23 protein-coding genes and 1 tRNA gene are annotated in these 24,983 nt (G+C 62.5%); 20 read left to right on the forward strand and 4 right to left on the reverse strand.

Annotated elements, in window-relative coordinates:
* Positions 1-62: 62 nt before the first annotated feature.
* The 12 genes from EKH49_RS03015 (at position 63) to ilvA (ending at position 13,617) form a co-directional block, all read left to right on the forward strand.
* On the forward strand, positions 63-761 hold the full coding sequence (locus EKH49_RS03015; protein WP_038989911.1) for a MazG nucleotide pyrophosphohydrolase domain-containing protein: 699 nt from the start codon (positions 63-65) through the stop codon (positions 759-761).
* 91 nt (positions 762-852) lie between these two features.
* Positions 853-2,133 carry a phosphopyruvate hydratase gene (eno, locus tag EKH49_RS03020; RefSeq protein WP_038989910.1) on the forward strand — a complete coding sequence of 427 codons (1,281 nt, stop codon included), beginning with the start codon at positions 853-855 and terminating at the stop codon, positions 2,131-2,133.
* A gap of 145 nt (positions 2,134-2,278) precedes the next feature.
* On the forward strand, positions 2,279-3,097 hold the full coding sequence (locus EKH49_RS03025; protein ID WP_083586665.1) for an FtsB family cell division protein: 819 nt from the start codon (positions 2,279-2,281) through the stop codon (positions 3,095-3,097).
* A 29-nt stretch (positions 3,098-3,126) separates the two neighbouring features.
* Complete coding sequence (locus EKH49_RS03030; protein ID WP_128469656.1) at positions 3,127-3,837, forward strand: DUF501 domain-containing protein; 711 nt, start codon at positions 3,127-3,129, stop codon at positions 3,835-3,837.
* A complete protein-coding gene (locus EKH49_RS03035; RefSeq protein ID WP_201739548.1) occupies positions 3,837-4,763 on the forward strand; it encodes a Ppx/GppA phosphatase family protein in 927 nt (308 codons plus the stop codon). Before EKH49_RS03030 ends, EKH49_RS03035 begins: the two co-directional genes overlap by 1 nt.
* Before the next feature lie 34 nt (positions 4,764-4,797).
* Complete coding sequence (locus EKH49_RS03040) at positions 4,798-6,303, forward strand: S8 family serine peptidase (protein ID WP_128469658.1); 1,506 nt, start codon at positions 4,798-4,800, stop codon at positions 6,301-6,303.
* A gap of 190 nt (positions 6,304-6,493) precedes the next feature.
* Complete coding sequence (locus EKH49_RS03045) at positions 6,494-7,861, forward strand: NAD(P)/FAD-dependent oxidoreductase (RefSeq protein WP_038989906.1); 1,368 nt, start codon at positions 6,494-6,496, stop codon at positions 7,859-7,861.
* A 117-nt stretch (positions 7,862-7,978) separates the two neighbouring features.
* A tRNA-Leu gene (locus EKH49_RS03050) sits at positions 7,979-8,060 on the forward strand.
* A 297-nt stretch (positions 8,061-8,357) separates the two neighbouring features.
* On the forward strand, positions 8,358-9,158 hold the full coding sequence (locus tag EKH49_RS03055; protein ID WP_128469659.1) for a Bax inhibitor-1/YccA family protein: 801 nt from the start codon (positions 8,358-8,360) through the stop codon (positions 9,156-9,158).
* Between the two features lie 214 nt (positions 9,159-9,372).
* A complete protein-coding gene (locus tag EKH49_RS03060) occupies positions 9,373-10,830 on the forward strand; it encodes an APC family permease (protein ID WP_128469660.1) in 1,458 nt (485 codons plus the stop codon).
* Between the two features lie 192 nt (positions 10,831-11,022).
* The gene (locus EKH49_RS03065) at positions 11,023-12,342 is read left to right on the forward strand and encodes an AI-2E family transporter (protein WP_128469661.1); all 1,320 of its coding nucleotides are present in this window, start codon (positions 11,023-11,025) and stop codon (positions 12,340-12,342) included.
* Positions 12,343-12,345: 3 nt separating this feature from the next.
* A complete protein-coding gene (ilvA, locus tag EKH49_RS03070) occupies positions 12,346-13,617 on the forward strand; it encodes a threonine ammonia-lyase (RefSeq protein ID WP_128469662.1) in 1,272 nt (423 codons plus the stop codon).
* A gap of 71 nt (positions 13,618-13,688) precedes the next feature.
* Here the strand turns inward: ilvA and greA are convergent, their stop codons facing one another.
* A complete protein-coding gene (gene greA, locus EKH49_RS03075) occupies positions 13,689-14,186 on the reverse strand; it encodes a transcription elongation factor GreA (RefSeq protein ID WP_038989900.1) in 498 nt (165 codons plus the stop codon).
* A gap of 290 nt (positions 14,187-14,476) precedes the next feature.
* Entirely contained in the window at positions 14,477-14,896 is a 420-nt protein-coding gene (locus EKH49_RS03080) for a DUF4307 domain-containing protein (protein ID WP_052253530.1), read from the reverse strand.
* A 239-nt stretch (positions 14,897-15,135) separates the two neighbouring features.
* Here EKH49_RS03080 and mca point away from each other — a divergent pair, with 239 nt between their 5' ends.
* The 5 genes from mca (at position 15,136) to EKH49_RS03105 (ending at position 20,939) form a co-directional block, all read left to right on the forward strand.
* Positions 15,136-16,002, forward strand: a complete 867-nt coding sequence (gene mca, locus EKH49_RS03085; RefSeq protein WP_128469900.1) for a mycothiol conjugate amidase Mca — start codon at positions 15,136-15,138, stop codon at positions 16,000-16,002.
* 44 nt (positions 16,003-16,046) lie between these two features.
* Positions 16,047-16,328: a hypothetical protein gene (locus EKH49_RS03090; RefSeq protein WP_038989899.1), complete on the forward strand. Its 282-nt coding sequence runs from the start codon at positions 16,047-16,049 to the stop codon at positions 16,326-16,328.
* 32 nt (positions 16,329-16,360) lie between these two features.
* Positions 16,361-18,475, forward strand: a complete 2,115-nt coding sequence (locus tag EKH49_RS03095) for a thioredoxin domain-containing protein (protein ID WP_128469663.1) — start codon at positions 16,361-16,363, stop codon at positions 18,473-18,475.
* Between the two features lie 118 nt (positions 18,476-18,593).
* Positions 18,594-19,355, forward strand: a complete 762-nt coding sequence (locus EKH49_RS03100; protein ID WP_073706612.1) for an isoprenyl transferase — start codon at positions 18,594-18,596, stop codon at positions 19,353-19,355.
* A 267-nt stretch (positions 19,356-19,622) separates the two neighbouring features.
* Positions 19,623-20,939, forward strand: coding sequence for a PhoH family protein (locus EKH49_RS03105; protein WP_128469664.1), 1,317 nt, complete (start codon positions 19,623-19,625; stop codon positions 20,937-20,939).
* Here the strand turns inward: EKH49_RS03105 and EKH49_RS03110 are convergent.
* The gene (locus EKH49_RS03110) at positions 20,936-21,754 is read right to left on the reverse strand and encodes a hypothetical protein (protein ID WP_121866320.1); all 819 of its coding nucleotides are present in this window, start codon (positions 21,752-21,754) and stop codon (positions 20,936-20,938) included. The genes EKH49_RS03105 and EKH49_RS03110 overlap by 4 nt on opposite strands.
* An 83-nt stretch (positions 21,755-21,837) precedes the next feature.
* On the opposite strand from EKH49_RS03110, the gene EKH49_RS03115 reads away from it, so the two are divergent.
* The 3 genes from EKH49_RS03115 to EKH49_RS03125 all read left to right on the forward strand — a co-directional run bounded on the left by EKH49_RS03115 (position 21,838) and on the right by EKH49_RS03125 (position 23,429).
* A complete protein-coding gene (locus EKH49_RS03115; RefSeq protein WP_121866321.1) occupies positions 21,838-22,341 on the forward strand; it encodes a prepilin peptidase in 504 nt (167 codons plus the stop codon).
* A gap of 4 nt (positions 22,342-22,345) precedes the next feature.
* Positions 22,346-22,813: an NUDIX hydrolase gene (locus EKH49_RS03120; protein WP_128469665.1), complete on the forward strand. Its 468-nt coding sequence runs from the start codon at positions 22,346-22,348 to the stop codon at positions 22,811-22,813.
* Positions 22,814-22,910: 97 nt separating this feature from the next.
* Positions 22,911-23,429, forward strand: coding sequence for a GNAT family N-acetyltransferase (locus EKH49_RS03125; RefSeq protein WP_236641016.1), 519 nt, complete (start codon positions 22,911-22,913; stop codon positions 23,427-23,429).
* Positions 23,430-23,544: 115 nt separating this feature from the next.
* On the opposite strand, the gene EKH49_RS03130 is transcribed toward EKH49_RS03125, so the two are convergent.
* On the reverse strand, positions 23,545-24,957 hold the full coding sequence (locus tag EKH49_RS03130; protein ID WP_128469667.1) for a class II fumarate hydratase: 1,413 nt from the start codon (positions 24,955-24,957) through the stop codon (positions 23,545-23,547).
* Positions 24,958-24,983 lie beyond the last annotated feature (26 nt).

Below are 24,983 nucleotides of genomic sequence, written 5' to 3' on the forward strand. Positions count from 1 at the left end.
ATAGGCAGTGAATGGGACCGAATCGGCCGCCAGCTGAACACCCGCTTCGATAGCATGGCCATATGCCGGAGAACAGAACGCAACTCGAACAGCTCGCCGCCACCGTCCGGACCCTGCGCAGCAGATGCGCGTGGACCAAGGCGCTGACCCACGAGTCGCTGCGCACCTACCTGATCGAGGAAAGCTATGAGGTTCTCGACGCCATCGCGGAGCAGAACCCGGCCTTGCTCAAGGAGGAGCTGGGGGACTTGTACTTCCAGATCCTGCTGCACTCGCTGATCGCCGAGGAGCACGGGCACTTCGGCCTGGAGGACGTTGCCGAAACCCTGAATGCGAAGCTGCTGCGCCGCAACCGGCATATCTTCGACGAGCAGGGGCAGGTCCGCGAAGACATCATCACTGACATCGATGAAATCATCCGGGTTTGGGATGCGGCGAAGCAGGCCGAGCGCGCCGGGCAGCCGAAGAAGCGGAAGAACGCGGGACTGCCCGCCGGGCTGCCTTCCCTGGCGCTCGCGCAGAAATTGCTTGATCGCCATGCCAGGGCCGGGTCGGCGCAGCCTGCTGGCGGGCTTGCCACCGAGCAGGTTCGCCAGCGGATCACCGATGAGCAGTCCTTGGCCAATGAACTGATGGCCCTGTCAGCGCGGGCCGAGGAGCTGGGCCTGGACGCAGAGTCGGTGCTGCGCTCGGCCTTGAACCAGCAGTACGGCGCGGAACTGGATGACATAACATCGCGTAAATCACCATCGAAGCGCTAGGCTAGAGACAGGCAATGGCGCCCACGGTCTAATCAGCGACCGCTGGTTGACCTGCCCCAAGACCACCCCTTTCTACAAGGAGTCCATACTCATGGCATTGATTGACGCCATTCACGCGCGCGAAATCCTCGATTCCCGCGGCAATCCGACCGTTGAGGTCGAGGTCCTGCTTTCCGACGGCTCGCACGGCCGTGCCGCTGTTCCTTCCGGTGCATCCACCGGCGCCTTCGAAGCGGCGGAGCGCCGCGACGGCGACAAGGACCGCTACCTCGGCAAGGGCGTACTGGGCGCTGTAGAGTCCGTCATCGACGAGATCGCCGACGAGCTGGAGGGCCTGGACGCCACCGACCAGCGCTCCATCGACGCCGCCATGATCGAGCTGGACGGCACCGCGAACAAGTCCAAGCTCGGCGCCAACGCCATCCTCGGCGTCTCCCTGGCCGTCGCCAACGCCGCAGCAACCAGCTCCAACCTGCCGCTGTTCAAGTACCTGGGCGGCCCCAACGCGCACGTGCTCCCCGTGCCGCTGATGAACATCCTCAACGGCGGCTCCCACGCCGACTCCGACGTGGACATCCAGGAATTCATGATCGCCCCGATCGGCGCGCCGACCTTCTCCGAGGGCCTGCGCTGGGGCGTCGAGGTCTACCACAGCCTCAAGTCCGTGCTGAAGGAAAAGAACCTGTCCACCGGCCTGGGCGACGAGGGCGGCTTCGCCCCGAACCTGCCAAGCAACCGCGCGGCACTGGAACTGATCACCGAAGCGATCAAGCGCGCCGGCTACACCCCGGGCCAGGATATCGCCCTGGCGCTGGACGTCGCCTCCTCCGAGTTCTACGAGAACGGCGCCTACCAGTTCGAAGGCAAGGCGCTGTCCGCCAAGGACATGAGCGACTACTACGCCGGCCTGGTGGCCGACTTCCCGCTGGTGTCCATTGAGGATCCGCTGGACGAGGACGACTGGGATGGCTGGAAGACCCTGACCGACGCCATCGGCGACAAGGTCCAGCTGGTGGGCGACGACCTGTTCGTCACCAACCCGCAGCGCCTGGCCGACGGCATCGCCAAGGGCACCGCCAACTCGCTGCTGGTGAAGGTCAACCAGATCGGCACCCTGACCGAGACCATCGATGCGGTGACCATGGCGCAGCGTGCCGGCTACACCACCATCACCTCGCACCGTTCGGGCGAGACCGAGGATGTCACCATCGCTGACATCTGCGTGGCAACCAACGCCGGGCAGATCAAGACCGGTGCACCGGCCCGCTCCGAGCGCGTAGCCAAGTACAACCAGCTGCTGCGCATCGAAGAGGACCTGGGCGCCTCGGCGGTCTACGCTGGCCGCAGCGCGTTCCCGCGTTTCAACAGCTAATATTCAGTAATAGCGAATAAGCTCGTCGGTAGTGGATACCGGCGGGCTTTTCGTTATTTAATGGAATTATCTTGCCAAGTCCACGGCAAGACCGCACGACAAGCACCATGGGAATTGGGGGAGTATGGCTCAGCGACCACCGCGAATGCCTCGCCGTAATACTCCGGATCCGGCTAAAGACGCCACAGCAACCCCGGTTGACCAGACAAAACACGCCGGCGCGGATTTCCAGGCTGAACCGCCAACCGATGCCTTGCGCATTGTCGAGCCGCAGCCGGCGGCCAAGCAGGCTCCCGCGAAACCCCGCCGGGTGAAGGACGCCTCCTCCGCGCCGAAGCCGAAGAGCGCTGCCGCCAAGCCGAAACAGGGTGCCTCCCCAGCGTCAGATGCGTCACGTGCGCCGAAAAAATTTGCCGGCAACTACGCGCAGAAGCCCAAGGTGCCGCTGCGTGAACGCGCCAAGGAAAAGCAGAGCGAACGCCGCCGCGATGACCGGCTGAAGTTCTCCGCCGCGGTCCGCCGCAAGCCGGGAGAAAAGCCGGTGGACCAGAACCAGGTCCCCGAGGGCGAACCCGTTGCGGCGCACCGTTTTTCCGGCCGCATCGCCGCGCTGATCGTGGTCCTGGCCTTCTTCGCAGTGATGCTGGTGCCGACGGTGAATTTCTACCGCACACAGATGGCGGAACTGAACGAGCTGCATGCCTCGATCGAAGCGCTGGAGGCGCAGCGCGATGACCTCAAGGAGGAAATCGCGCGCTGGGATGACCCGCTGTACATCAAGCAGCAGGCACGCGAGCGGATAAACTTGGTCATGCCTGGCGAGAAGCTCTACATGGTGGTGGGCGAACGCCCCAAGGATGAAGAGACGCCCGCCGACGGCAATGGAAGCACCTTCGAGGTGCGCCAGGAACTTCCATGGGTTGATGCGCTGCTCGACTCTGTTCGACGTTCTGCCACCGACTAACCACTTTAAACGCGAAGAGACCTATAACCGTGACTGAACAGCCAATCCGCGAAGCACTTGACGCCGCCGGACGAGTACCGAGCGAAGCCGACCTGGACACCCTGTCCCGCCAGCTGAACCGCCCGGTGCGCGATGTGGTGGAGATTGGTGCGCGCTGCGTGTGCGGCAATCCGCTGGTGGCAACGACCGCCCCGCGGCTGTCCTCGGGCATCCCGTTCCCGACCACCTACTACCTGGCGCACCCGGTGATCACTTCGGCTGTTTCCCGCCTGGAGGCGGCCGGGCTGATGAACGAGATGAATGACCGCCTGGGCGAAGACGCTCAGCTGGCGCAGGCCTACGCCGCGGCCCACGAGTCGTACCTGGCCAACCGCGATGCCATCGGCCAGCGCTCGGGCACCGGTGCCGTTCCGGAAATCGCCGGCGTCTCCGCCGGCGGCATGCCGACCCGCGTCAAGTGCCTGCACGTGCTGGTGGGCCACTCGCTGGCAGCCGGCGAGGGCGTGAACCCGCTGGGCGACGAGGCGCTGGCCGCCATCGCCGAGTGGTGGACCAAGGACAAGTGCTACTGCGTTGGCGCGTGGGACACCGACTCCGAGGCGCCGAGCCGTGACCGCTCGCGCCACGTGAAGACCCAGGAACAGCAGGACCCGGAGGCCAAGCGCGCAGAGCGTGCCCGCAAGCGTGCCGAGCGCGAGGCAGCCCAAGCGGCCGAGTCCGCCGAGCAGGGGGATGCCTGATGCGCGTTGCCGGTATTGACTGCGGAACCAACTCCATCCGTCTGCTGATCGCCGACGTCGATGCCGATGGCCAGCTGGTCGACGTGCTGCGCACCATGCGCATCGTTCGCCTGGGCCAGGGCGTCGACGCGACCGGCGCCTTCGCCCCCGAAGCATTGGAACGCACTTTCGAAGCCGCCCGCGAGTTCAAGAAGCTGTGCGATGAGCACGACGTGGAAGCGATCCGCTTCGCCGCGACCTCCGCAGCCCGCGATGCATCGAACCGCGAGGTCTTCTCCGAGCGGATCACCAAGATCCTGGGCGTGGCCCCTGAAGTGATCAGCGGCGAGGAAGAAGCCTCCCTGTCCTTTGCCGGAGCGGCATCGGTCCGGGCGGGGCAAAGCGGCAAGTCACTGGTGATCGACCTCGGCGGCGGATCCACTGAATTCGTGCTCGGCGATGCCACCGGCCCGCTGGCGGCCAAGAGCCTGGACATGGGGTGCGTGCGCGTCACCGAGCGCTTCCACCAGGCGGGACTGCGTTCGGATGAAGCGCTGGAATTCATGGACAGCACCTTGGAAACCCTGTCCGGAACCGTGGATGTGACGCAGGTGGATGCGGTGATCATGGTTGCCGGCACCTTCACTACCCTCACCGCCCAGGCCCTGGGCCTGAAGCAGTACGAGTCGGAAAAGATCCACGGGGCGCAGCTGAGTTTCGCCCAGATGCGCCAGGCAACCGCGAGCATGCTGTCCTACACCAGGGACGAGCGCGCCGCGCTGGGCTTCATGCATCCTGGCCGTGTCGACGTGATCCAGGCCGGTGCCGCAATTGTCCAACGCATCCTTCATTACCTCGAAAAGGCCAGCGGAAACCGCGAAATGGTTCTGATTGCCTCGGAACACGATATCCTCGACGGAATCGCGGCTTCAGCTGCCGTGGCCTGAACCTGTCATCGAGTCACCGACCCAAGGAGTTGTCTTGAGCTCAGCTTTGCGCGCCAAGAATAGAACGAGCTTGTTCAAGCTCAGCTCTCTGCTCGTCGCAGCACTGCTGGCGGCCACCCTGCTCAGCGTGGGCGCTCCGGCCCGCGCCGACAACATGCGCGAGTCCGAGTACTGGCTCGATTCCCTGGGCGTGACCGAAGCGCACAAGACTACCAAGGGCGAAGGCGTCAAAGTCGCGGTCATCGACACCGGCATCGATACCACTCATCCGGATCTGAAGGGTGCTGTGGTCGGCGGTGCGGACATGTCCGGCTCGGGCGGCGAAAAAGGCAACAAGCCGATTGGCGTAATGAGCGAGCACGGCACCCTGGTGGCGACCCTGCTCGCAGGACGCGGGAACAACAAGGGCGAGATCAAGCGGATCAAATCCGAGAACGAGCGCTTGAAGGCCGCGTGGGAAAAGGCCAAGAAGCACGCCGAGGAAGAAGACGAGGACATTCCCGAGGAGCCTGAATACGAAAAGGTTCCCAAGCTGAAGAGCGGCAAGGACGGCGTGCTCGGCGTCGCCCCGGCAGCGGATCTGCTGTCAGTGTCGCTGTGGATGGGCGAGGGCAACCCGTCGAAGATTCCGGTGGAAACCCAGATTCCCCGCGCGGTGAAGTGGGCCGTGGATTCCGGAGCCAAGGTCATCAACATGTCCCTGGGCTCCACCAGCCCGGCGTGGCCGGAAAGCTGGGATGACGCCTTCAAGTATGCAGAAGACCATGACGTCGTCATTGTCGCAGCGGCGGGCAACCGTTCGGGCGGCATGAGCCAGGTGGGCGCCCCGGCGACCATTCCCGGGGTGCTGACCGTGGCCGGCGTCGATACCAGCGGCAAGGCGTCGCAGGATTCCTCGACCGAAGGCATCTCCATCGGCGTGGCGGCCCCTGCCGAGCAATTGGTCGGCGGCTTGCCGGATGACGGCTACGCACGCTGGTCGGGCACCTCCGGCGCGGCCCCGCTGGTGGCCGGCGTGGCAGCGCTGATCCGCTCGCAGTACCCGGAGATGAAGGCTCCCGAGGTCATCAACCGCATCCTGAAGACCGCCAAGGACACCGGCGCACCCGGCGTGGACAACCTCTACGGATACGGAATCATCGATGCCCAGGCAGCGGTGACGGCGACCGTCCCTGCAGTTTCGGAAAACCCGCTGGGCACGATCAGCGAGTGGATCCGAGTGCATCGCCGCAACACCGAGAAGACCACCGATACCCCAGCGCCGGGTGTTTCGATGGAGAAATCGGACCTCAAGCAGGTCGCGGCGCCCAAGCCGATCCTTCCTGACGACTCGGCACCGGCGCTGCAGCCGGTGCTCATCGTGGGCGGGGGAGTGCTCCTGCTGCTGGTGCTCATTGCCGGCTCCACCCAGACCCTGGTGCGCCGCCGACGCGAGAAGGCCGCGGCGCAGCTCGGTTCGGCGTCGTTGAGCTCGCTGCAAGTCCCGGACCAGTCAGATGGACGGGACCTGTTCGACGAGATTCCCGAAGAAGAGAAGTAAATAGCGTTTCCAGCGGGGTGGATCCTGAAGATCCACCCCGCTTTTGCGCGCTTGCCGGCAGTTAATTCGACCGCTGGATGCAGGCTGTGCCGGCAGGAAGCTCCGCAGCCTTGCGAAGACGTGACGCACCGAACGAAAATAGTTAGTGAATGTTTTCACTAACTCGGACAATCCGCGTAGAATCAACAGTATGTCGATCATCGAAACCTCCCAGAAGCGTCCGCGCATCCTGATCGTCGGCGGTGGCTACGTAGGCCTGTACGTCGCGATGAAGTTGCAGAAGAAGGTCAAGGCACACGGCGGCATCGTCACCGTTGTCGACCCGAACCCATACATGACTTACCAGCCATTCCTGCCAGAAGTTGCAGGTGGCCAAATCGAGCCACGCCACGTTGTGGTCTCGCACCGCCAGCACTTGAAGCACTCCGAGCTGGTCAACGGCCGCGTGCTGAGCGTCGACCACGCCAACAAGAAGGCCGTGATTGCTCCGGTCAACGGCGAGCAGTTCGAGCTGGAATACACCGACATCGTGATGTCCGCCGGCGCGGTCACCCGTACCTTCCCGATCTCCGGCCTGGCTGAAACCGGCATCGGCCTGAAGACCATCGAAGAGGCCGTCGCCCTGCGCAACAAGGTTGCCGAGCGCATCGAGTCCGCTTCGAACATGACTGATCCAGTGGCCCGCAAGCGCGCACTGACCTTCGTCGTTGTCGGTGGCGGCTTTGCCGGCATCGAAACCATCGCCGAGCTCGAAGACATGGCTCGGCACCTGATCAAGCTCAACGACCGCATTGACGAAAAGGAAGCACGCTTCGTTCTCGTCGAGGCCATGGGCCGCATCATGCCAGAGGTCACCGCCGAGCAGGCCGAGTGGGTTGTCGAGCACCTGCGCAGCCGCGGCATCGAGGTACTGCTGAACACTTCGCTGAACAACGCTGAAGAAGGCAACCTGGAACTGATCAACATGGCTGACAAGTCCCCAGCGGGCGAGTTCGGTGCAGACACCCTGATCTGGACCGCTGGCGTCATGGCCAACCCGATGGTCCGCTCCACCGATTTCCCGATCGAGCAGCGCGGCCGCATCGAGACCCGCACCGACCTGCGCATCAAGGACGCCAACGGCGAACCGCTGGAAGGCGCCTGGGCAGCCGGCGACATCTCGGCAGTCAAGGACGTCACCGGTGGCCTGCCAGACGGCACCTGTGTTCCGAACGCGCAGCACGCTGTGCGCCAGGCCAAGCTGTTGGCGAAGAACCTGTATGCTGCCCGCTACGGTGTGGGCACTATCAAGGAATACAAGCACAAGAACCTCGGCGCGGTCGCCGGCTTCGGCAAGAACAAGGGCGTTGCCAAGGTTGTCGGCATCAAGCTCAAGGGCTGGCCAGCATGGATGGCGCACCGTGGCTACCACGGCATGGCCATGCCAACCTTCGAGCGCAAGTTCCGCGTTGTCGGCGACTGGCTGGTTGCGCTGTTCTTCAAGCGCGATGCGCTGCAGCTGAACAACCTCGAAGCGCCACGCACTGCTTTCGAGGAGTCGGCCAAGCCAAAGAAGTAGGCTTGGGGCGCAGATGATCGACGATGATGCGAGGGGCCAAGCGATTGGCTCCTCGCATGCGTCAGCAAAGTTGAATTTTATATTTGCTTTGCCGATCACGTAAAATTTGAGAGTCCTGCCCCTATGGTGGAATTGGCATACACGGCTGACTTAAAATCAGCTGCCGAAAGGCTTGTGGGTTCGAGTCCCACTGGGGGTACAGAGTAAGGCCGACGTGTTCCGGATTTTCCGGTTCGCATCGGTCTTTTCTCTTGCCGCCAGCAAGGGCACGTTCGCCGTCCAGCCTCCGGCATCGTTCCTCGACCATATTTTCGTCTGACGCAACCATGATGCTGGAAGTTTCAAGAATATCGCTGAGAGAGTAGTTTTTCCTCGGGAAATTGCCCTATATCATCCTTCCGACTGAGTGATTTCACAGCAATCCTCAATAGGATTAAGCAAAAGATCTTCAGCTAGCCAAGCGGCTGGCGAATTCGCAATCTATAGGGGAATGACATTGGGCAATCCAATTTTTGGTTCTAGCAGCCGCTCCGATGCTTGGGGAACCAAGCCTGGAAGTCCTGTTGGATTCCGCGACACCGAAAACATGAGCGCAGACCAGCTGAATCAGATGTACCAGCAGCCTGCCGCAACCAGCGCCGACACAGGCCGCATGACCATCGGTGACACTATCAACAAGACCGTGTTCTGCCTGGCCTTGGTTGTCGTTGGCGCCGCGATTGGTTGGGTCATGCCGGCACTCATGCTGCCAGGCGCCCTGGTTGGTTTCGTCCTCGGCCTGGTTAACGCTTTCAAGAAGCGCCCATCGCCAGTGCTGATCCTCCTGTACTCTGCAGCCCAGGGCTTGTTCCTCGGCGGTCTGTCCGGCTTCCTTGACGGGCTGTACCCAGGAGTTGCACTCCAGGCTGTGCTTGCGACCCTGTGTGTTGCCGGCGTAACCTTGGCTCTCTACCGCTCGGGCAAGTACCGGATGACGCCTAAGCTGAACAAGATGTTCATGATCGGCATGGTCGGCCTGATCGTCTTCTCGCTGCTCAACATGGTCCTGATGCTCACCGGCGTGATCGACGGCATGTTCGGCATGCGCGGTGGCGTGCTTGGCCTGGTTATCGGTGTCGTTGCCGTACTGCTGGCAACCTACGCACTGGTTGCCGACTTCACCATGATCGAGGAACTGTCCAACCAGGGCGCTCCGGCCATCATGGCTTGGCGCGGTGCCTTCGGCCTGACCATGACCCTGATCTGGCTGTACACCGAGATCCTTCGCATCCTCGCGATCCTGCGCGGCGACGACTAGCCGCAGCAGCACAGCTTGAAAGGACCAGCGCCCATTCAGGGCGCTGGTCTTTCTACATTAAGCGGCTGTTCAAATATGAATCCAATATGTACTGCCGCAACCGCCAATGCGATGGAAAATGACAGCTGATTGGGCAGTTACGCGAATCCTTGGTTAGATTTCCCTATAGCTATTCAGTTATCCAACTCACAGTTATTTTGACAGGAAGAGCGCAATGGCAATCGAGCAAGCAGAAGGAAATTCGCCGGGTCTGGTGAAGTCCCTGGGCAACCTGGATGCCCTGGCCCTGGGGTTCGGAGCGATGATCGGCTTCGGCTGGGTGGTGCTCACCGGTGGATGGCTGGATAACGCTGGCACCATGGGCGCTGTGCTGGCCATGGTCGTTGGCGGTGGCATCATGGCTGTCGTCGGCTTGACCTATGCCGAACTGACCGCGGCCATGCCGAAAGCTGGCGGCGAGCACAACTTCATTCTGCGTGCTTTGGGAGCCCGGCCGTCGTTTATCGGTTCCTGGGCGATCACCGGCGGCTACGTGACCATCGTGGCTTTCGAAGCGGTCGCCTTGCCGCGGACCGTGGAATACATCTTCCCCGGCATGAGCCAGATTCCCCTGTGGACCATTGCCGGTTTTGAAGTAAACCTGACCTGGGCATTGGTCGGCGTACTGTCGGCAATCATCATCACCTGGATCAATATCCGCGGCGTGAAGCAAGCCGGGGTGCTGCAGACTTTCGTGGTGCTATTCCTCGTGGCCATCGGCCTCTTGATGATAGCCGGGGCCTTTGCCGGCGGCGAAGCCAAGAACATGGAGCCGTTCTTCACCCCGGGAACCAGCGGGTTCTTTGCCGTGCTGGTGGCCGTGCCCTTCTTGTTCATCGGCTTCGATGTGATTCCGCAGTCTGCCGAGGAAGTGAAGATTCCGGCCAAGCAGATTGGCAAGCTCGTGGTCCTCTCCGTCATCCTGGCCACCGTCTGGTATGTGATGGTCGTCCTGACCACGTCCTCGGCGATGCCTGCAGCGCAACTGGCCGGAGCCGACATTGCAACGGCGGATGCGTTCGGAGCCTTGTTCGGTTCGGATCTGATGGCCAAGGTGCTGATCGCCGGCGGCATCGCCGGCATCCTGACCTCGTGGAACTCGCTGCTGCTCGGAGCCTCCCGGCTGGTCTACTCGCTGGCCCGCAGCGGCATGCTCCCATCCTGGTTCGGCAAACTGCATCCCAAGTACCGCACCCCGGCCAACGCCCTGGTATTCATCGGCGGGATCTCCATGCTGGCCCCATTCTTCGGTGCCGAAATGCTGGGATGGCTCGTTGATTCGGGAGCGCCAAGCATCATTGTTGCCTACTTCCTGGTCTCGGTCACCTTCCTGGTCTTGCGCAAGCGCGAACCGAAGATGGACCGGCCGTTGCGCGTCGGCGGCACCGGAAATGCTGGAGCGGTCATCGGCTGGATTTCGGTCCTGCTTACCGCTGCGCTCTTCAGCCTGTACATGCCGGGCATGCCTGCATCATTGAGCTGGGAACCATGGGCCATCTTCGCCATCTGGTGGGCCTTGGGCGCAATCTACTTCTTCAAGGTGCCAGCCGGAATCAAGCCCGGCGAAGACGCCGAGGAAAAGGTCCTGGAAGCTGTCATGCGCCGCCGGAGCAAGGGTGCGCGAAACGCCTGATGAACCGTGGCTTCCACGCCCCATGTCCAGGATTGGGCGGCCTGCGCAATCTGGTTACCTGCGGCGGAGTGAAATACACATATTGAATTAGATTTCTAGGACCAGTGCCCATATCGGGCACTGGTCTTTGGAATTTGTCACAATTGAGACATGGATCAAGACGCTGTCTGGCAAACGCGATAGCGTAGTTCCATGAAAAGCAGCCGGTTGGAACGTCTACGCCGTATTCGTGTCTCGCTTCCGAGCAAGCCGGTGGAAATCCCTGCCGCACCGAGCCCAGACCTGACGGATTTCAAAAGCGCCGAGGACATGCCCTACGCAGTGCGCATGGCAGCCGCGTGGGCCTGGCGTTTTTTGATCATCGTCGCGGCCGTGGGCGTACTGGTGTGGGCGCTGTCAAAAGTCTCCCTGCTTGTCATCCCCGTTCTCGTCGCGGCGCTGCTGGCCGGGCTGCTCTCACCGGTCGTGAACACGATGAACCGCAAGCTGGCGGTGCCCCGCGGGTTGGCCGTCGGCATTACGCTCATCGGCTTCCTAGCGCTAGTTACAGCTGGACTCTCGGTTGCAGGGCAAAAGCTCTCAGCCGGATTCACCGCCCTGTGGACCCAAGCCCTGTCGGGCATCGAGCAGGTCCAGGATTGGCTGTTCAACGGCCCGCTCAAGCTGACCAATGACGACCTGCAAAACGTGCTGGACGACGCCCTGGTCCAGCTTCGCGGCAATGCCACCAACATCCTGAGCGAGGCCATCAGCTGGACTTCGGCGATCGGGCAGATCCTGACCGGCACTTTGCTGGCAGTCTTCGCGCTGATTTTCCTGCTGCTCGACGGACGCAAGATCGGCTTGTTCCTGGTGAACCTCTTGCCGCGCCGCGCCCGCCCGGCAATGGACGGTGCCCTGACCCGCGGCTGGGGCTCGCTGGTCCGCTACGTGCGCGTCCAGATGGTGGTGGCGCTGATCGACGCCATCGGCATCGGGTTCGGCGCCTTCTTCCTCGGCGTGCCGCTGGCGATGCCGCTGGGCGTGCTGGTCTTCGTCGGCTCCTTCATCCCGATCGTCGGTGCGCTGTTTACCGGCGCCCTGGCAGTTTTGCTTGCCCTGGTTGCCAATGGCTGGATCAACGCGCTGATCATGCTGGCCGTCGTGCTGCTGGTCCAGCAAGCCGAATCCAATATCCTGCAGCCGCTGATCATGGGCAAGGCAGTCAGCCTGCACCCGCTGGCAGTCGTCCTGGCCGTCGCCGGCGGCACGATGCTCGCAGGCATTCCCGGCGCGCTCTTCGCGGTACCGCTGCTGGCAGTGATCAACGCGGTCGCGAAATACCTGTCGGGCAGAGCCTGGGAAACCGATGAATTCGTGATTGAGCTCTACGGTAGCCAGATCGCGGCGGACAGTCCCAAAACCAGCGACCCGGGGAAGACAAGCCCAGCCGCAACGGCTGCAGGCGCCGCCCCCGCCCTACAAGCTTCGCCGGAGCCCCGGCACCCTGGGCCCACAGCAGATGAGGAATAAACCATGAGCACTGAAACTACGTTGCCCGTAACGCTGGCTGAGATCGAAGCCGCGGCCGAAGTACTCAAGCCGGTCATTGCCCGCACCCCGGTGGAGCACTCCCGCGTGCTCTCCCAGCACGTTGGCGCCGAAGTCTTCCTCAAATGCGAGAATATGCAGCGCGCCGGATCCTTCAAGGTCCGCGGCGCCTATGTGCGCATGTCCAAGCTCAGCGACGAGGAGAAGGCGCGCGGAGTCGTCGCCGCATCGGCAGGCAACCACGCGCAGGGCGTCGCCCAGGCCGCCAGCCACCTCGGCATCAAGGCGCGGATCTACATGCCTCTAGGCGTAGCCCTGCCGAAGCTGACCGCAACGCGTGACCACGGCGCGGAAGTCGTGCTGTTCGGCAACACTGTGGATGAGGCGCTGGCCGAGGCGCAGCGTTTCGCCGACGAATCCGGCGCAGTCTTCGTGCATCCCTTCGACCACCCGGACATCATCGCTGGACAGGGCACCATCGGCCTGGAGCTGCTTGAGCAACTGCCTGAGGTCGACACCGTGCTGATGGGCGTGGGCGGCGGCGGCCTGCTGGCCGGCGTTGCCATCGCGCTGAAGGAGAAGGCCCGCGAACTGGGCCGCGAGATCAAGGTGGTGGGCGTCCAGGCGGAAAACGCCGCGGCCTATCCGCCATCACTGGCCGCTGACGCATTGGTCCCGCTGGATAACGTGCACACCATTGCCGATGGCATCGCCGTCGGCAAGCCGGGGCAGCTGCCGTTCACGATCATTAAGGAATTGGTCGACGACGTGGTGACGGTATCGGAAGATACGCTCGCGCGTGCTTTAGTGGTGCTCCTGGAACGCAACAAGCTCGTGGTGGAACCCGCTGGCGCGGTGGGCGTCGCGGCCCTGCTGGAGAACAAGCTGGAGGCGCACGGGATCAACCCGGCAACCACCGCTGTAATCCTTTCCGGAGGCAATATCGACCCGCTGCTGATGCTTAAGGTGATCCAGCGTGGCCTGTCTGCGGCCGGCCGCTTCCTGACCATTCGGATGATGCTTCCGGACCGTCCCGGTTCGCTGGCGCAGATCTCCAACATCATCGCCGAATCAGATGCCAACGTCACCCGCCTGGACCACACCCGCATCGGCGGTTCGCTGTCCATGGGCGATGTCGCGATCACCATCGATTTGGAAACCAAGGGCCATGAGCATTCCAAGACGGTGCTGAACAACCTGCGTGCCGAGGGCTTCGACCCGCAGGTCACCAACACGGCTGGCGGTTCGGTAGCCTAGCCAGGAGCAGCAAAGCGCGATGGCCGCCACCCCTGCGGGGTGGCGGCCATCGCGCTGTTCTGTGGATCTTGTTACGAGGCCTGGTAAGGCTTCGCGGAGATGATCTCAACCTTGATGTCGCGGCCGTTTGGTGCCAGGTACGAGAGCTTGTCGCCAACCTTGGCGCCGTGCACGGCAACGCCGATAGGGGACTGCTCGGAGTAGACCTCGAGGTCGGTGTCGCCGGCAACTTCGCGGGAGCCGAACAGGAAGGTGGTTTCGTCGCCTGCGATGTTGGCGACCACCAGCATGCCAGGCTCGACAACTCCGTCATCGGCAGGAGCTTCGCCTACGTCGGCGCGACGCAGCAGATCCTTCAGGTACAGGATGCGGGCTTCGGCCTTGCCCTGCTCTTCACGAGCGGCGTGGTAACCGCCGTTCTCCTTCAGGTCACCTTCCGAACGTGCCTGCTCGATACGGGCAACAATCTCGGCACGTCCCGGGCCTGAGAGGAAAGTCAGTTCGTCCTGGAGCCGATCGTAGGCTTCCTGAGTCAGCCAAACGACAGGTTCGTTGCTGTTGGTGCTCACGTTGTACTTCCTTTGGTCAGTAGGGACTTCGCTCTGCCTTGGGAACCTGCAACAGGTCCTAAAGCCGAACGCCACCGGAACGGTGGCGTCGACGAAGTCGGATTCGGTACGGATCTGCGGGCTCGCACGTTATTGGAGATGCAAGCAAAGACCCCGCTAGGCTCATGTCCTTTTGCTTTGCTAGAACCATGCGCCGATGCGGGGCGAAACGTATCTTTTCAACGATAGTAGTCGCCAAAACGCTTTAAGCCCAATAGATTCAGCTATTAGGGGATGAACAAGCTGAAATGTTAACCCTTGTATTCTTGCGGAACCTCGTAGCAGGACTCCACGCCAACCGTGGTCGCAAGGTTATCGGTGTGCAGGTCGACATCCAGGCGCTGGGTGATGTGCCCGGTAGCTTCTCCTGGATCAAGCAAGACGGTTTCGTAACCGACAATCGCCTTGGATTCATTCATCGCTCGAATGTCGCACTGCACGCGGTGCTTGGCGTTGTATTCAACCGCGACAATGGCCTTGGCCTGGGTTGCGGAAACGACCTCGAACTCGATGTCCTGCGCCTGGATGGCAGTGTAATTGCTGAAGCCGAAATAAGCGGCCCCGGCAACGCCGACGGAGAGCGCGGCAGCAATCAGCCAATTACGCGTTTTCTTAGGAAGACTGCGTTTCTTGGGGTTGTTGTAGCGAGCCGTTAAGCTTGGATCAGACATTATTTGCCTTGCACCACTCTCTTGCCTGGCGGAATTTGAATAGGGAATGCCGTATAGAGATTCCCTGCTCAAGTTTACCGTCTTTCGGCATGGGGGAATAACCGGTGGTCGGCTATGAGTTGTTATGGGTGACGGGCAGATTTGAGGCTTCGGACTGTCCAAAAACGTGGCATAAGGAAAGAAGATAAGTGGAGATTCACGACGTGAAGAAAATTGCTCCTTCGCAGGGGCTGCGGCTCATGGCTATTCACGCGCACCCGGATGACGAATCTTCGAAGGGCGCCGCAACGATGGCCGCCTATGTCGATGCCGGCGCCGAGGTCATGGTCGTTTCCTGCACCGGCGGCGAGCGCGGAGATATCCTCAACGCCGCCGCTGGCGAACTCGCCCATGCGCACCGCGACCTCGCGGGCGTTCGTCGCACCGAAATGGCCGAGGCCGCCGCGGTCCTGGGCGTCAAGCACCGCTGGCTGGGCTACGTCGACTCCGGCCTGCCAGAAGGCGATCCGCTGCCCGAGCTGCCTTTTGGTGCCTTCGCCTTGCAGCCAGTTGAAATCGCCGCTGCCGGGATCATCAAGCTGATCCGGGAATTCCGTCCACATGTCATCACGACCTATGACGAAAATGGCGGCTACCCCCACCCGGACCATATCCACTGCCACAAGGTTTCCACCTTTGCCTTCGAGCATGCGGCCAATCCTGAAATGTACCCGGAGCTGGGCGCCCCGTGGTCGGTCAGCAAGCTGTACTACGACCGTGCCTTCGCCTCGGATCGCTTCCGCACCTTGCACTACGCGATGCTGGAAGCCGGGTACGAATCCCCGTACACCGAGCGAGTTGCGCAGTGGGAAGCGGACGAAGGCAACCAGATGTTCAAGTGGGTTTCCCCACACACCACGACCACCCAGATCCACTGCGCGGACTTCTTCTCGCAGCGCGACCAGGCGTTGCTGGCGCATAGAACCCAGATTGATCCGGAAGGTTTCTTCTTCGCCGTGCCGGAACACGTCTACGCGGAGCATTGGCCGTGGGAGGACTACACGCTGATCTCCTCCAAGGTAGCCACCGAGTTGCCCGAGACCGACCTGTTCTCCGGACTAAGATAGTACTAAGCGCTTTTCCAGTACTAGAAATGAGTTGTCTTTACATCGTGAATACGATCTTTGAATCCTTGGCTCTGACTTCCTCGACCTTGGGTTTCGGCACGGAGACTGCCAGCGATTACGGTCCAGGATTCCTCGGATTCATTTTCACCGCAGCCATGGTCGTTGCCGTGATCTTCCTGATCCGCGACATGATCCGCCGTGTCCGCCGCGTGCGCTACACCTCGGAAGCAGAGGCAAAGCAGCAGGAGATGGTGTCCAAGGGCGAAGAGCGCAAGCTTCAGGAACCCGATGAGCCGCACGACCCGAAGACCGACGAGCAGCAGTAGGAGCTTTGTGAGCTGCGCGATAGCATGATTGCGTGGCACAACGACTCGCTGGCTCATCCAGCCAATACCTCAGACAGCATTCGCATCAACTAGTCGACTGGTTCCCCTATGGGGACGAAGCCTTCGAACAGGCCCGTTTGCGCGACGTACCGGTGATGCTTTCCATCGGCTACGCGGCCTGCCACTGGTGCCACGTGATGAGCCACGAGTCCTTCGACGATCCCGAGATCGCGGCGCTGCTGAACGAGAACTTCGTCGCCATCAAGGTCGACCGCGAAGAGCATCCGCTCGTCGACGACACCTACATGCTGGCCACCCAGGCGCTCACCGGTGCCGGAGGCTGGCCGATGACCATTTTCGCGCTGCCCGACGGGAGAACCGTGCATGCCGGCACGTACTATCCGAAGGAGCCCCGCGGCCAGACCCCGAGCTTCCGCCAAGTGCTCGATGCGGTCCATGAAGCCTGGGAAACCAAGCGCGAATCGCTGGAGGAGCAGGCCCAGATGCTCGCCGGGCATCTGGCCGAACTCGGAAGCCGGCAAAGCTCGCTGTTGTCCCTGCAATCCCAGGAACCAGCGGACAAGGCCTTCGGGGCAGCGCTGGACCGGTGGATTGCCGGCACCAAGCCGGAAGGCGGCTTCACCCCTGCACCCAAATTCCCTCCGACCTGGGCCCTGAAAACACTGTGGCGTGCAGTAATCACCACCCCTGATCGGGCCGAAGAGGCCTTCACCGCCGCGGCCACCCACCTCGAAGCGATGTTCCTCGGCGGCTTGCAGGATCACGTTGAGGGCGGTTTCGCCCGCTACTGCGTCGACGAGAACTGGTCGGTCCCGCATTTCGAGAAGATGCTCTACGACAATGCCGGGCTGCTGTCGCTGGCGGCACGCACCAGCGTGCTGGCCGCCGAATTCTCCCGCACCTCCGAAGGGGACGTGGCCCAGCGCGCGCAGACGCTGGCCGGACTGGCCCGGCGCAGCGCCGAAGGCATCATCGATTTCCTCAACGAGGAACTGCTCACCGCGTCGTCCGCCGCTCCGGCCTTCGCCGCGTCGCTGGATGCCGATTCATCCCGTGATGGCAAGCAGATCGAAGGTGCGTACTACACCTTCAACCGCGAGGAGATGGCGCTGGTCTCCGACCCGCTGATTCATCGCCTGCCCAAGGGGCTGCTGCGTTTCGCGCCGGTGGCCGAGGACCCGCAGAATTTCTGCTTCTCGCTGCTGCGGGTGCCCGAGCCGAGCGAACTTGGCGTCCTGCAGGAACTGCGCGAGGCAATGCGCGCGCTGCGCCGCTCGCGGATCATGCCGGTCCGCGACGAAAAGGTGATCGCCGGCTGGAACGGCTTGGCCATCGAAGCCCTGGCTGAAGCCGCGCTGCTGCTGGACCAGCCGAGGGCCCTGGAGCTCGCCGAGAAGGCGGCCAATTCTGTGTGGCAGATGCAGTGGGATGAGCGTGCCGGACGGCTGGCTCGGGTGAGCTTCTCCAACCGTGCCGAGCACGGCAACGAGGGCACCTTGCAGGACTACGCCGCCTTGGCCCTGGGCTTCTTGGCGTTGGGCCAGGCCAGCGGCCAGAAGCAGTGGGCAGCGAGGGCCAGCAAGTTGCTGGGACGTGCAGCGGACTTCGTGGATCCGGAAACCGGGGTGCCGCGCGATGCGGTGGGCGCCGATGCGCGGATCGCCGCCCAGCGCGGCAACATCGCTGCGGTCACGGTACTTGATGACGCGCTGCCGGCTTCGGGGGCGCTCTACGCCAAGGCGTTGGCAATGCATGCGCTGCAGTCCATGGCTGCAGGGGAGTACAGCGAAGCTGATGCGGCGGCCTTGGACAGCGCCCGCGTGCTTTCGGCCCATGCGCTGGCGTTGGCCAGCGATGCGCCGACACAGGTGGCGACCGCCTTGGAAGTGCAATGCATCGTTTCCAGCCCCGTCCAGTATCTTGCGCTGTCGCAGTGGGATTCGGCAGAAGCCAAGCGCGTGCGTTCCGTGGCGTTGAGCCTGGGGATGAATGTGCGTCACGATCCGTCGCTGCCCGGCGCGGAGAACGGCCTGCAGATCCAGCCGTGCCGCGAGGAATTGTGCCAGATGCCAGTGGCCGGGATGGACGGATTCTTCTCGCTGTTCGCTTCGGGAAAGGACGCCTGAGCCCAGGGCGAAGCGTCCGCCGTGGATGCGGTGCGGCGGGCAGATGCCCGCGCTTGGTGATAATTAGCGGTAGATTTAGAACCTAGAGTTTTGGAATCTACCGAAGGGAAGGGACAAGGTGCAGCTACCGAACCTTGCGTACCGTTACTACGAACGGCGCTTGGCGAAGTCCCTTCCAGCCGACAAGCTTCCGCACCATATTGGCGTGATGGTCGACGGCAACCGCCGGTGGGCCAAGCTGGCCGGCACCCCGACCGTTGCGGGCCACCAGGCCGGTGCCGACAAGATCCTGGAATTCCTCGACTGGTGCGAGGACCTGGATATCAAGATGGTCACCTTGTACATGCTCTCCACCGACAACCTCAACCGGGAAGCCGGCGAGCTGCGCGACCTACTGGAGGTCATCGGCTCGACCCTGGACCGGCTGGGCGAGACCAACCGGGTCAAGGTCCAGCAGGTGGGAGCGAAGGACCTGCTGCCCGAGGACTTGGCGCAGAAGCTCGCCGCCCTGGAAACCGTGACTGCCAACCGCACCGGCGTCCATGTGAACGTGGCCATCGGCTACGGCGGGCGCCGCGAGATCCTCGATGCGTTCAAGGCGTTGCTGTGCAAGGCCGCCGAGGATGGACGCACGATCGAGGAGCTAGCCGAGGGCCTGTCTACCGAAGACATCGAATCGGCCCTCTACACCAAGGGCCAGCCGGATCCGGACCTGGTGATCCGCACCAGCGGCGAGCAGCGCCTGTCCGGCTTCCTGACCTGGCAAAGCGCCTACTCGGAGTTCTACTTCTGCGAGGCGCTGTGGCCGGATTTCCGCCGCGTTGACTTCCTGCGCGCCCTGCGCGACTTCGCTGACCGCCAGCGCCGCTTCGGAACCTGAGCCGAGCGCGTTGCGCCAGGCTCGGCTGTTCAACTAATCGTTACCTGAACGTAGTGTGTGCGTCGTCTCTTGGTGGCGTTTCGGGGTCTAAGGTGATCATAAGGCCGGGGCATCAAGCCCTGGCTGAGCGAAGGGTTCCACACTAGATGACCAAATGCAGCGCCAGCCGGATTGCTATCCGGAATCGCCTTGGACATCCGGTGCCGGGATTCCCCACTGACGCGTGGGGAGAGTCCCCACGCCGGATTCGAGAATGGGTGCGCTGCCATGACACGAACAGCCGAACAGGGTGTACGAACCTACGTCATTGATACGTCGGTCTTGCTTTCCGATCCGAAAGCCATGTTCCACTTCGATGAGCACCATGTCGTGATTCCGCTGACCGTAGTCACCGAGCTGGAACACAAGCGCAAGGACCCGGATCTGGGTTTCTTCGCACGCCAGGCCTTGCGGCTGCTTGATGACTTGATCGCCAGCCATGGCGGGCTGGCCCAGGCGGTACCGGTGTCCAAGACCGGTGGAACGCTGCGCATCGAATTGAATAATATTGCCCCAGAGGTCCTCCCGGTAGGCATGCGCTCAGGCGATAACGATTCACGCATCCTGGCTGTCGCCAAGCACCTGCTGGATGAAGGCCTCGACGTTGCCCTGGTGACCAAGGATCTGCCGATGCGCATCAAGGCCTCGGCCATGGGGATCCTTGCCGAGGTGTACCGCAATGAGCTGATCGCCTCAACCGGGTGGACCGGCATCCAGCAGCTGGAACTGGACGAAGAGACCATGGCCAAGCTCTACGAGCACGAGCAGCTGCTGAACCACCCTGCGGCAGCCGATGAACCGATCAACACCGGCTTCGTGATCACCTCGCCGCGCGGAAGCGCCCTGGGCCGCAAGGTGGATGCGAACACCGTGAAGCTGGTGCGCGGAGACCAGCAGGCCTTCGGACTGCACGGCCGCAGCGCGGAGCAGCGCATTGCCCTGGACCTGCTAATGGACCCTTCCGTGGGCATCGTGTCGCTGGGCGGCAATGCCGGCACCGGCAAGTCCGCGTTGGCGCTGTGCGCCGGCATGGAAGCGGTGCTTGAACGCAGGGAGCACCGCAAGATCACCGTGTTCCGTCCCCTGTACGCTGTCGGCGGCCAGGAATTGGGCTACCTGCCCGGATCCGAAGGGGAGAAAATGGGACCGTGGGCCCAAGCGGTCTTCGATACCCTCGGGTCGATCGTGTCCAAGAACGCCATCGATGAAGTGGTGGAACGCGGGATGCTGGAAGTGCTGCCGCTGACCCACATCCGCGGGCGTTCGCTGCATGATTCCTACGTCATCGTCGACGAAGCCCAGTCCCTGGAACGCAATGTGCTGCTCACGGTGCTCTCGCGCATCGGGCAGAATTCCAAGGTGGTGCTCACCCATGACGTGGCGCAGCGCGACAACCTGCATGTGGGCCGCTACGACGGCGTCGCCGCGGTGGTGGAACAGCTCAAGGGGCACTCGCTGTTCGGGCATGTGACCCTGACCCGCTCCGAGCGCTCTGCCATTGCCGCGCTGGTCACCAACCTGCTCGATACGCCGACACTGGCCTAGGACCGTCGTTCGCTGCGCAGCTCCCACGGAATCGGTGCCCGGACATCGGTCAGCGTGGGAGCTGGGGCGGTGAACAGCGAATCGATGTAGTACTCGTTGTGGGCGAGAACCTGGAGCGAGAGCTCCGGGGCCGGCGGCATCCCGGTTGGGGCGGACAGCACCCGGCGGCTCAGGCAGACGCCGGTTGCCAGATCCAGGACCACGAGGGTGCGAGCACCTTCGGGAACCAGAGGAGCGCTGGCCAGCGTGGGCTGGTAGGTATGCCCCGCAGTGAGGACGGCGGCCAGCGCAGGACGGCCGCCATGGGTGATCTCGGTCAGCTCGTGGATGTAGGTGGGGTGGTCGAATGCCAGGTCATGCGAGGCGGGCTCGGTTCCGGCAAGCTCCACGGGATCGAGCATCGATTCCCAATGCTCCAGGGGCAGCAGCCCGTTGAAGCCGGAAATATCTGGACGGCGCAATATCAACTGGTCCGAGGTGTACACCGGCGAGGTCAGCGAGGCAGGCAGTCTCCAGGAGGAATTCGTGGCAGCGACATAGCCGCGGCTGCGGTCCGCGGTGAACTTCTCCTGCTGGTACACCAGCTGCCCATCTGCCGAACGCACGGCAATGGCTTCGCGCTGGCGGATGATGGCGGTCAGCGTTCCTTCCAGGCCATCTTCCGGCTTGGCGTATTCGTCCGGGACCTGGACCTGGAACTGCAACGAGGTGCTCAGCCAAGGGGCTGAACGGGCCAGGGCGCGGAAACGGCGCCGGGCAGCGGATTCAGGGGCAGACTGCCCGGGGAAAAGAAGTGGAACTGCTGGAACGTCCATACACTAATTGTAGAAGCGGCAGAATTATTCACAAGGGGAATACCCCTCTGCCGTACAGGCGTGGACATGCCTATGCTCTACACATGTCAGAAATTTGGAACGTGGCCCAGGAAGGCCCGGCGGTCGCGGCAGCAGTCGTTATCCAGCTGGCCTGCTTTGCCGGCTTCGGGTTCCTCCTGGCCAAGGAAGACATCGCAACCCATCGCCTGCCCAATCGGCTTATCGCGTACTGGCTGGCCGCCAGCACCGTGGTGATCGTGTTGCTGGGCACCCTCCGTTTTGATGCTCATGGCGTGCTCATGGGCCTGCTGGGGTTGCTGCTGCTGGGCGGAGGATATCTGATCATTACGCTGATCTCCGCGGGCGCCATGGGCATGGGAGATGTGAAGCTGGCCGGAGTGCTGGGAATGAACCTGGGCTACTATTCTGTGCCCAGCTTGTTCTTCGCAACCGTGCTCACCTTCGTGCTGGCGACCTGCTGGGTGATCGGGGGAATGGCAGTGCGGAAATTGACACTGAAATCAGCTGTCCCTTTCGGTCCCTTTATGCTGGTTGGAGCATTGGCAGTACTGCTTGTGGCACGATGAAATCATGGCAACTCCTGAATTCATCACCCATCTTCGGCAACGTATCGGACATGAACCGCTGTGGCTCTCCGGGGTGAAAGTTGTTGTCTTCCGGGACAGCCGAGTGCTGCTGGTGCGCCGTGCCGACAATGGGCAATGGACCCTGCCGGCGGGGATTATCGACCCTGGCGAAGAACCATCGCACACTGCGTATCGCGAAGTCCTGGAAGAGACCGGCGTTGAATGCGAAATCACGGACCTGTTGGGTGTCGGAGTGACCGCGCCAACGGTTTATCCCAATGGGGATCACGCCCAGTACCTCGATGTGGTTTTCAAAGCCCGCCACCTCTCCGGCGATGCGAGGGTCAACGATGACGAGAACCTGGAAGTGGGATATTTCGAGCTCGCTGATCGGCCAGAGCTCCCGCCGCTGCATGAGCGGGCTGTGCAGTGGGCACTGGACCCGCGGCCCGGCGGATACTTCGCCAGCTGATGAGTCCTGCAATCACTTGCCGATGGCATGAGCATAGACTTGTTCCATGACTGGGATCGAACTGATTGAACCAACTGCCTCACTCCACGCTTCTTTCATGCGGAGCACTGCTGAATGGGCGGGAACGGATCAAGACGGCGCCTCGGTCTTCTTCGCTGCCAAATACGGCTGGGATCTGCACAACGCGGACGACTTCGCTCAATGGGTCCAGCTGCTCAAGGATCTGGAAACGCCGGACTTCACGCCACCAGAAGGTTTCGTCGCGCAAAGCACACTGTGGCTAGTGCATGGCGATGAATACTTGGGTGCAGCCAGCTTGCGTCACGAGCTGGGCAATGATTTCCTCCGCGAAGTTGGCGGGCACATCGGCTATGGAATACGCCCGAGCGCCCGCGGAAACCGCCTGGCCAGAATCGCGCTCGCCGGATCCTTGGAACAAGCGCGCAACCTGGGCCTGCCACGAGTCATGCTCACGTGCAACGACTCCAATATTGCTTCGGCGAGAACTATTGAAGCTTGCGGAGGAGTCCTCGAAAGCATCGCTCCGGTTTCCGAAATCGGTCCTCGCTTCGGCTCCCGCGAGGACCTGCGACGCTATTGGATTGAACTGGTCTAGTTCGCTGGAGGCACCCCACGGCGGCTCATTTAGCTGCGCCCCAACTGATTAAGCAAGCTACCGCGGCCAGTTGCCGGCAACTGGCCGCGGTAGCTGAGGGTGCAATAGCCTGGAGCTAGTGCTTGCCCACCATGGTGGAAACATCCAGCAGCTCATCGAGCTGCTCCTCGGTGACTTCGCCGCGCTCGACGAAGCCCAGTGCGATGGTTGCCTCGCGGACGGTCAGCGACTCGGCCACAGCCTTCTTGGCGATCTTGGCGGCATTCTCGTAGCCGATGAGCTTGTTCAGCGGGGTGACAATTGATGGGGAAGCCTCGGCCAGGAAGCGCGCGCGTTCCACATTGGCCTTGATGCCGTCGATCATCTTCTCAGCCATCACCGACGAGGTGTTGGACAGCAGGCGAATGGATTCGAGCAGGTTCGAGGCCATGACCGGGATGCCCACGTTCAGCTCGAAGGCGCCGTTGGTCCCGGCCCAGGCGATGGCCGTGTCGTTGCCGATGACCTGGGCTGCCACCTGGATGGCTGCCTCCGAGATGACCGGGTTGACCTTGCCGGGCATGATGGAGGAACCGGGCTGCAGGTCTGGGATCGCGATTTCGCCCAATCCGGTATTCGGGCCGGAGCCCATCCAGCGCAGGTCGTTGGCGATCTTGATCAACGAGATCGCGATGGTGCGCAAAGCAGCCGAAGCCTCGACCAGGCCATCGCGGTTGGCTTGGGCTTCGAAGTGGTTGCGAGCTTCGGTGATGGGCAGGCCGGTGTCTTCGCGGAGGAATTCGATGACCCGCTGGGGGAAGCCATCCGGGGTGTTGATACCGGTGCCTACTGCGGTGCCGCCCAAGGGAACTTCGGCAACTCGCGGCAGCGCGGCTTCGATGCGTTCAATGCCGTAGCGGACCTGTGCTGCATAGCCGCCGAATTCCTGGCCAAGGGTGACCGGGGTGGCATCCATCAGGTGGGTGCGGCCGGATTTGACGACATCCTTGAACTCGGCAGACTTCGCTTCCAGTGCGGAAGCCAGGGTGCCCAACGCCGGGACCAGGTCCTTGATCAGCGCTCCGGTGGCGGCAACGTGCACGGAGGTGGGGAAGACGTCGTTGGAGGACTGCGACGCGTTCACGTGGTCGTTCGGGTGGACCTCGGTGCCGCTGCCCTTGGCTTCCAGGGCACGGGTTGCCAGTTCGGCGAGCACCTCATTGGTGTTCATGTTCGAGCTGGTTCCGGATCCGGTCTGGAACACGTCGATCGGGAAGTGCTCATCGTGTTGGCCGGTAGCGACCTGATCGGCCGCGGCCACGATGGCGGTGGCGCGTTCTTCATCCAGCACCCCCAGCGCCAGATTGGCTTGGGCGGCGGCCTTCTTGACCTGGGCCAGGGCCTTGATATGCGAGGATTCCAGGGTCTTGCCCGAGATCGGGAAATTTTCGACGGCGCGCTGGGTTTGCGCACGGTACAGGGCCTGGGCCGGAACCCGGACTTCGCCCATGGTGTCATGTTCGATGCGGAAATCGTCACTGTTAGTCATGAGCCCAGAGTACGCCCGAACCGCAA

The organism is Glutamicibacter sp. HZAU (genome assembly GCF_004100365.1).
GTDB lineage: Bacteria > Actinomycetota > Actinomycetes > Actinomycetales > Micrococcaceae > Glutamicibacter > Glutamicibacter nicotianae.

Excerpts from the sequence above, each read along its gene's own strand:
- EKH49_RS03015 (WP_038989911.1), top strand. The coding sequence starts at position 63 with ATGCCGGAGAACAGAACGCAACTCGAACAGCTCGCCGCCACCGTCCGG.
- eno (WP_038989910.1), top strand. The coding sequence starts at position 853 with ATGGCATTGATTGACGCCATTCACGCGCGCGAAATCCTCGATTCCCGC.
- EKH49_RS03025 (WP_083586665.1), top strand. The coding sequence starts at position 2,279 with ATGCCTCGCCGTAATACTCCGGATCCGGCTAAAGACGCCACAGCAACC.
- EKH49_RS03035 (WP_201739548.1), top strand. The coding sequence starts at position 3,837 with ATGCGCGTTGCCGGTATTGACTGCGGAACCAACTCCATCCGTCTGCTG.
- EKH49_RS03045 (WP_038989906.1), top strand. The coding sequence starts at position 6,494 with ATGTCGATCATCGAAACCTCCCAGAAGCGTCCGCGCATCCTGATCGTC.
- EKH49_RS03060 (WP_128469660.1), top strand. The coding sequence starts at position 9,373 with ATGGCAATCGAGCAAGCAGAAGGAAATTCGCCGGGTCTGGTGAAGTCC.
- EKH49_RS03065 (WP_128469661.1), top strand. The coding sequence starts at position 11,023 with ATGAAAAGCAGCCGGTTGGAACGTCTACGCCGTATTCGTGTCTCGCTT.
- ilvA (WP_128469662.1), top strand. The coding sequence starts at position 12,346 with ATGAGCACTGAAACTACGTTGCCCGTAACGCTGGCTGAGATCGAAGCC.
- EKH49_RS03080 (WP_052253530.1), bottom strand. The coding sequence starts at position 14,896 with ATGTCTGATCCAAGCTTAACGGCTCGCTACAACAACCCCAAGAAACGC.
- mca (WP_128469900.1), top strand. The coding sequence starts at position 15,136 with ATGGCTATTCACGCGCACCCGGATGACGAATCTTCGAAGGGCGCCGCA.
- EKH49_RS03105 (WP_128469664.1), top strand. The coding sequence starts at position 19,623 with ATGACACGAACAGCCGAACAGGGTGTACGAACCTACGTCATTGATACG.
- EKH49_RS03110 (WP_121866320.1), bottom strand. The coding sequence starts at position 21,754 with ATGGACGTTCCAGCAGTTCCACTTCTTTTCCCCGGGCAGTCTGCCCCT.
- EKH49_RS03115 (WP_121866321.1), top strand. The coding sequence starts at position 21,838 with ATGTCAGAAATTTGGAACGTGGCCCAGGAAGGCCCGGCGGTCGCGGCA.
- EKH49_RS03120 (WP_128469665.1), top strand. The coding sequence starts at position 22,346 with ATGGCAACTCCTGAATTCATCACCCATCTTCGGCAACGTATCGGACAT.
- EKH49_RS03125 (WP_236641016.1), top strand. The coding sequence starts at position 22,911 with ATGCGGAGCACTGCTGAATGGGCGGGAACGGATCAAGACGGCGCCTCG.
- EKH49_RS03130 (WP_128469667.1), bottom strand. The coding sequence starts at position 24,957 with ATGACTAACAGTGACGATTTCCGCATCGAACATGACACCATGGGCGAA.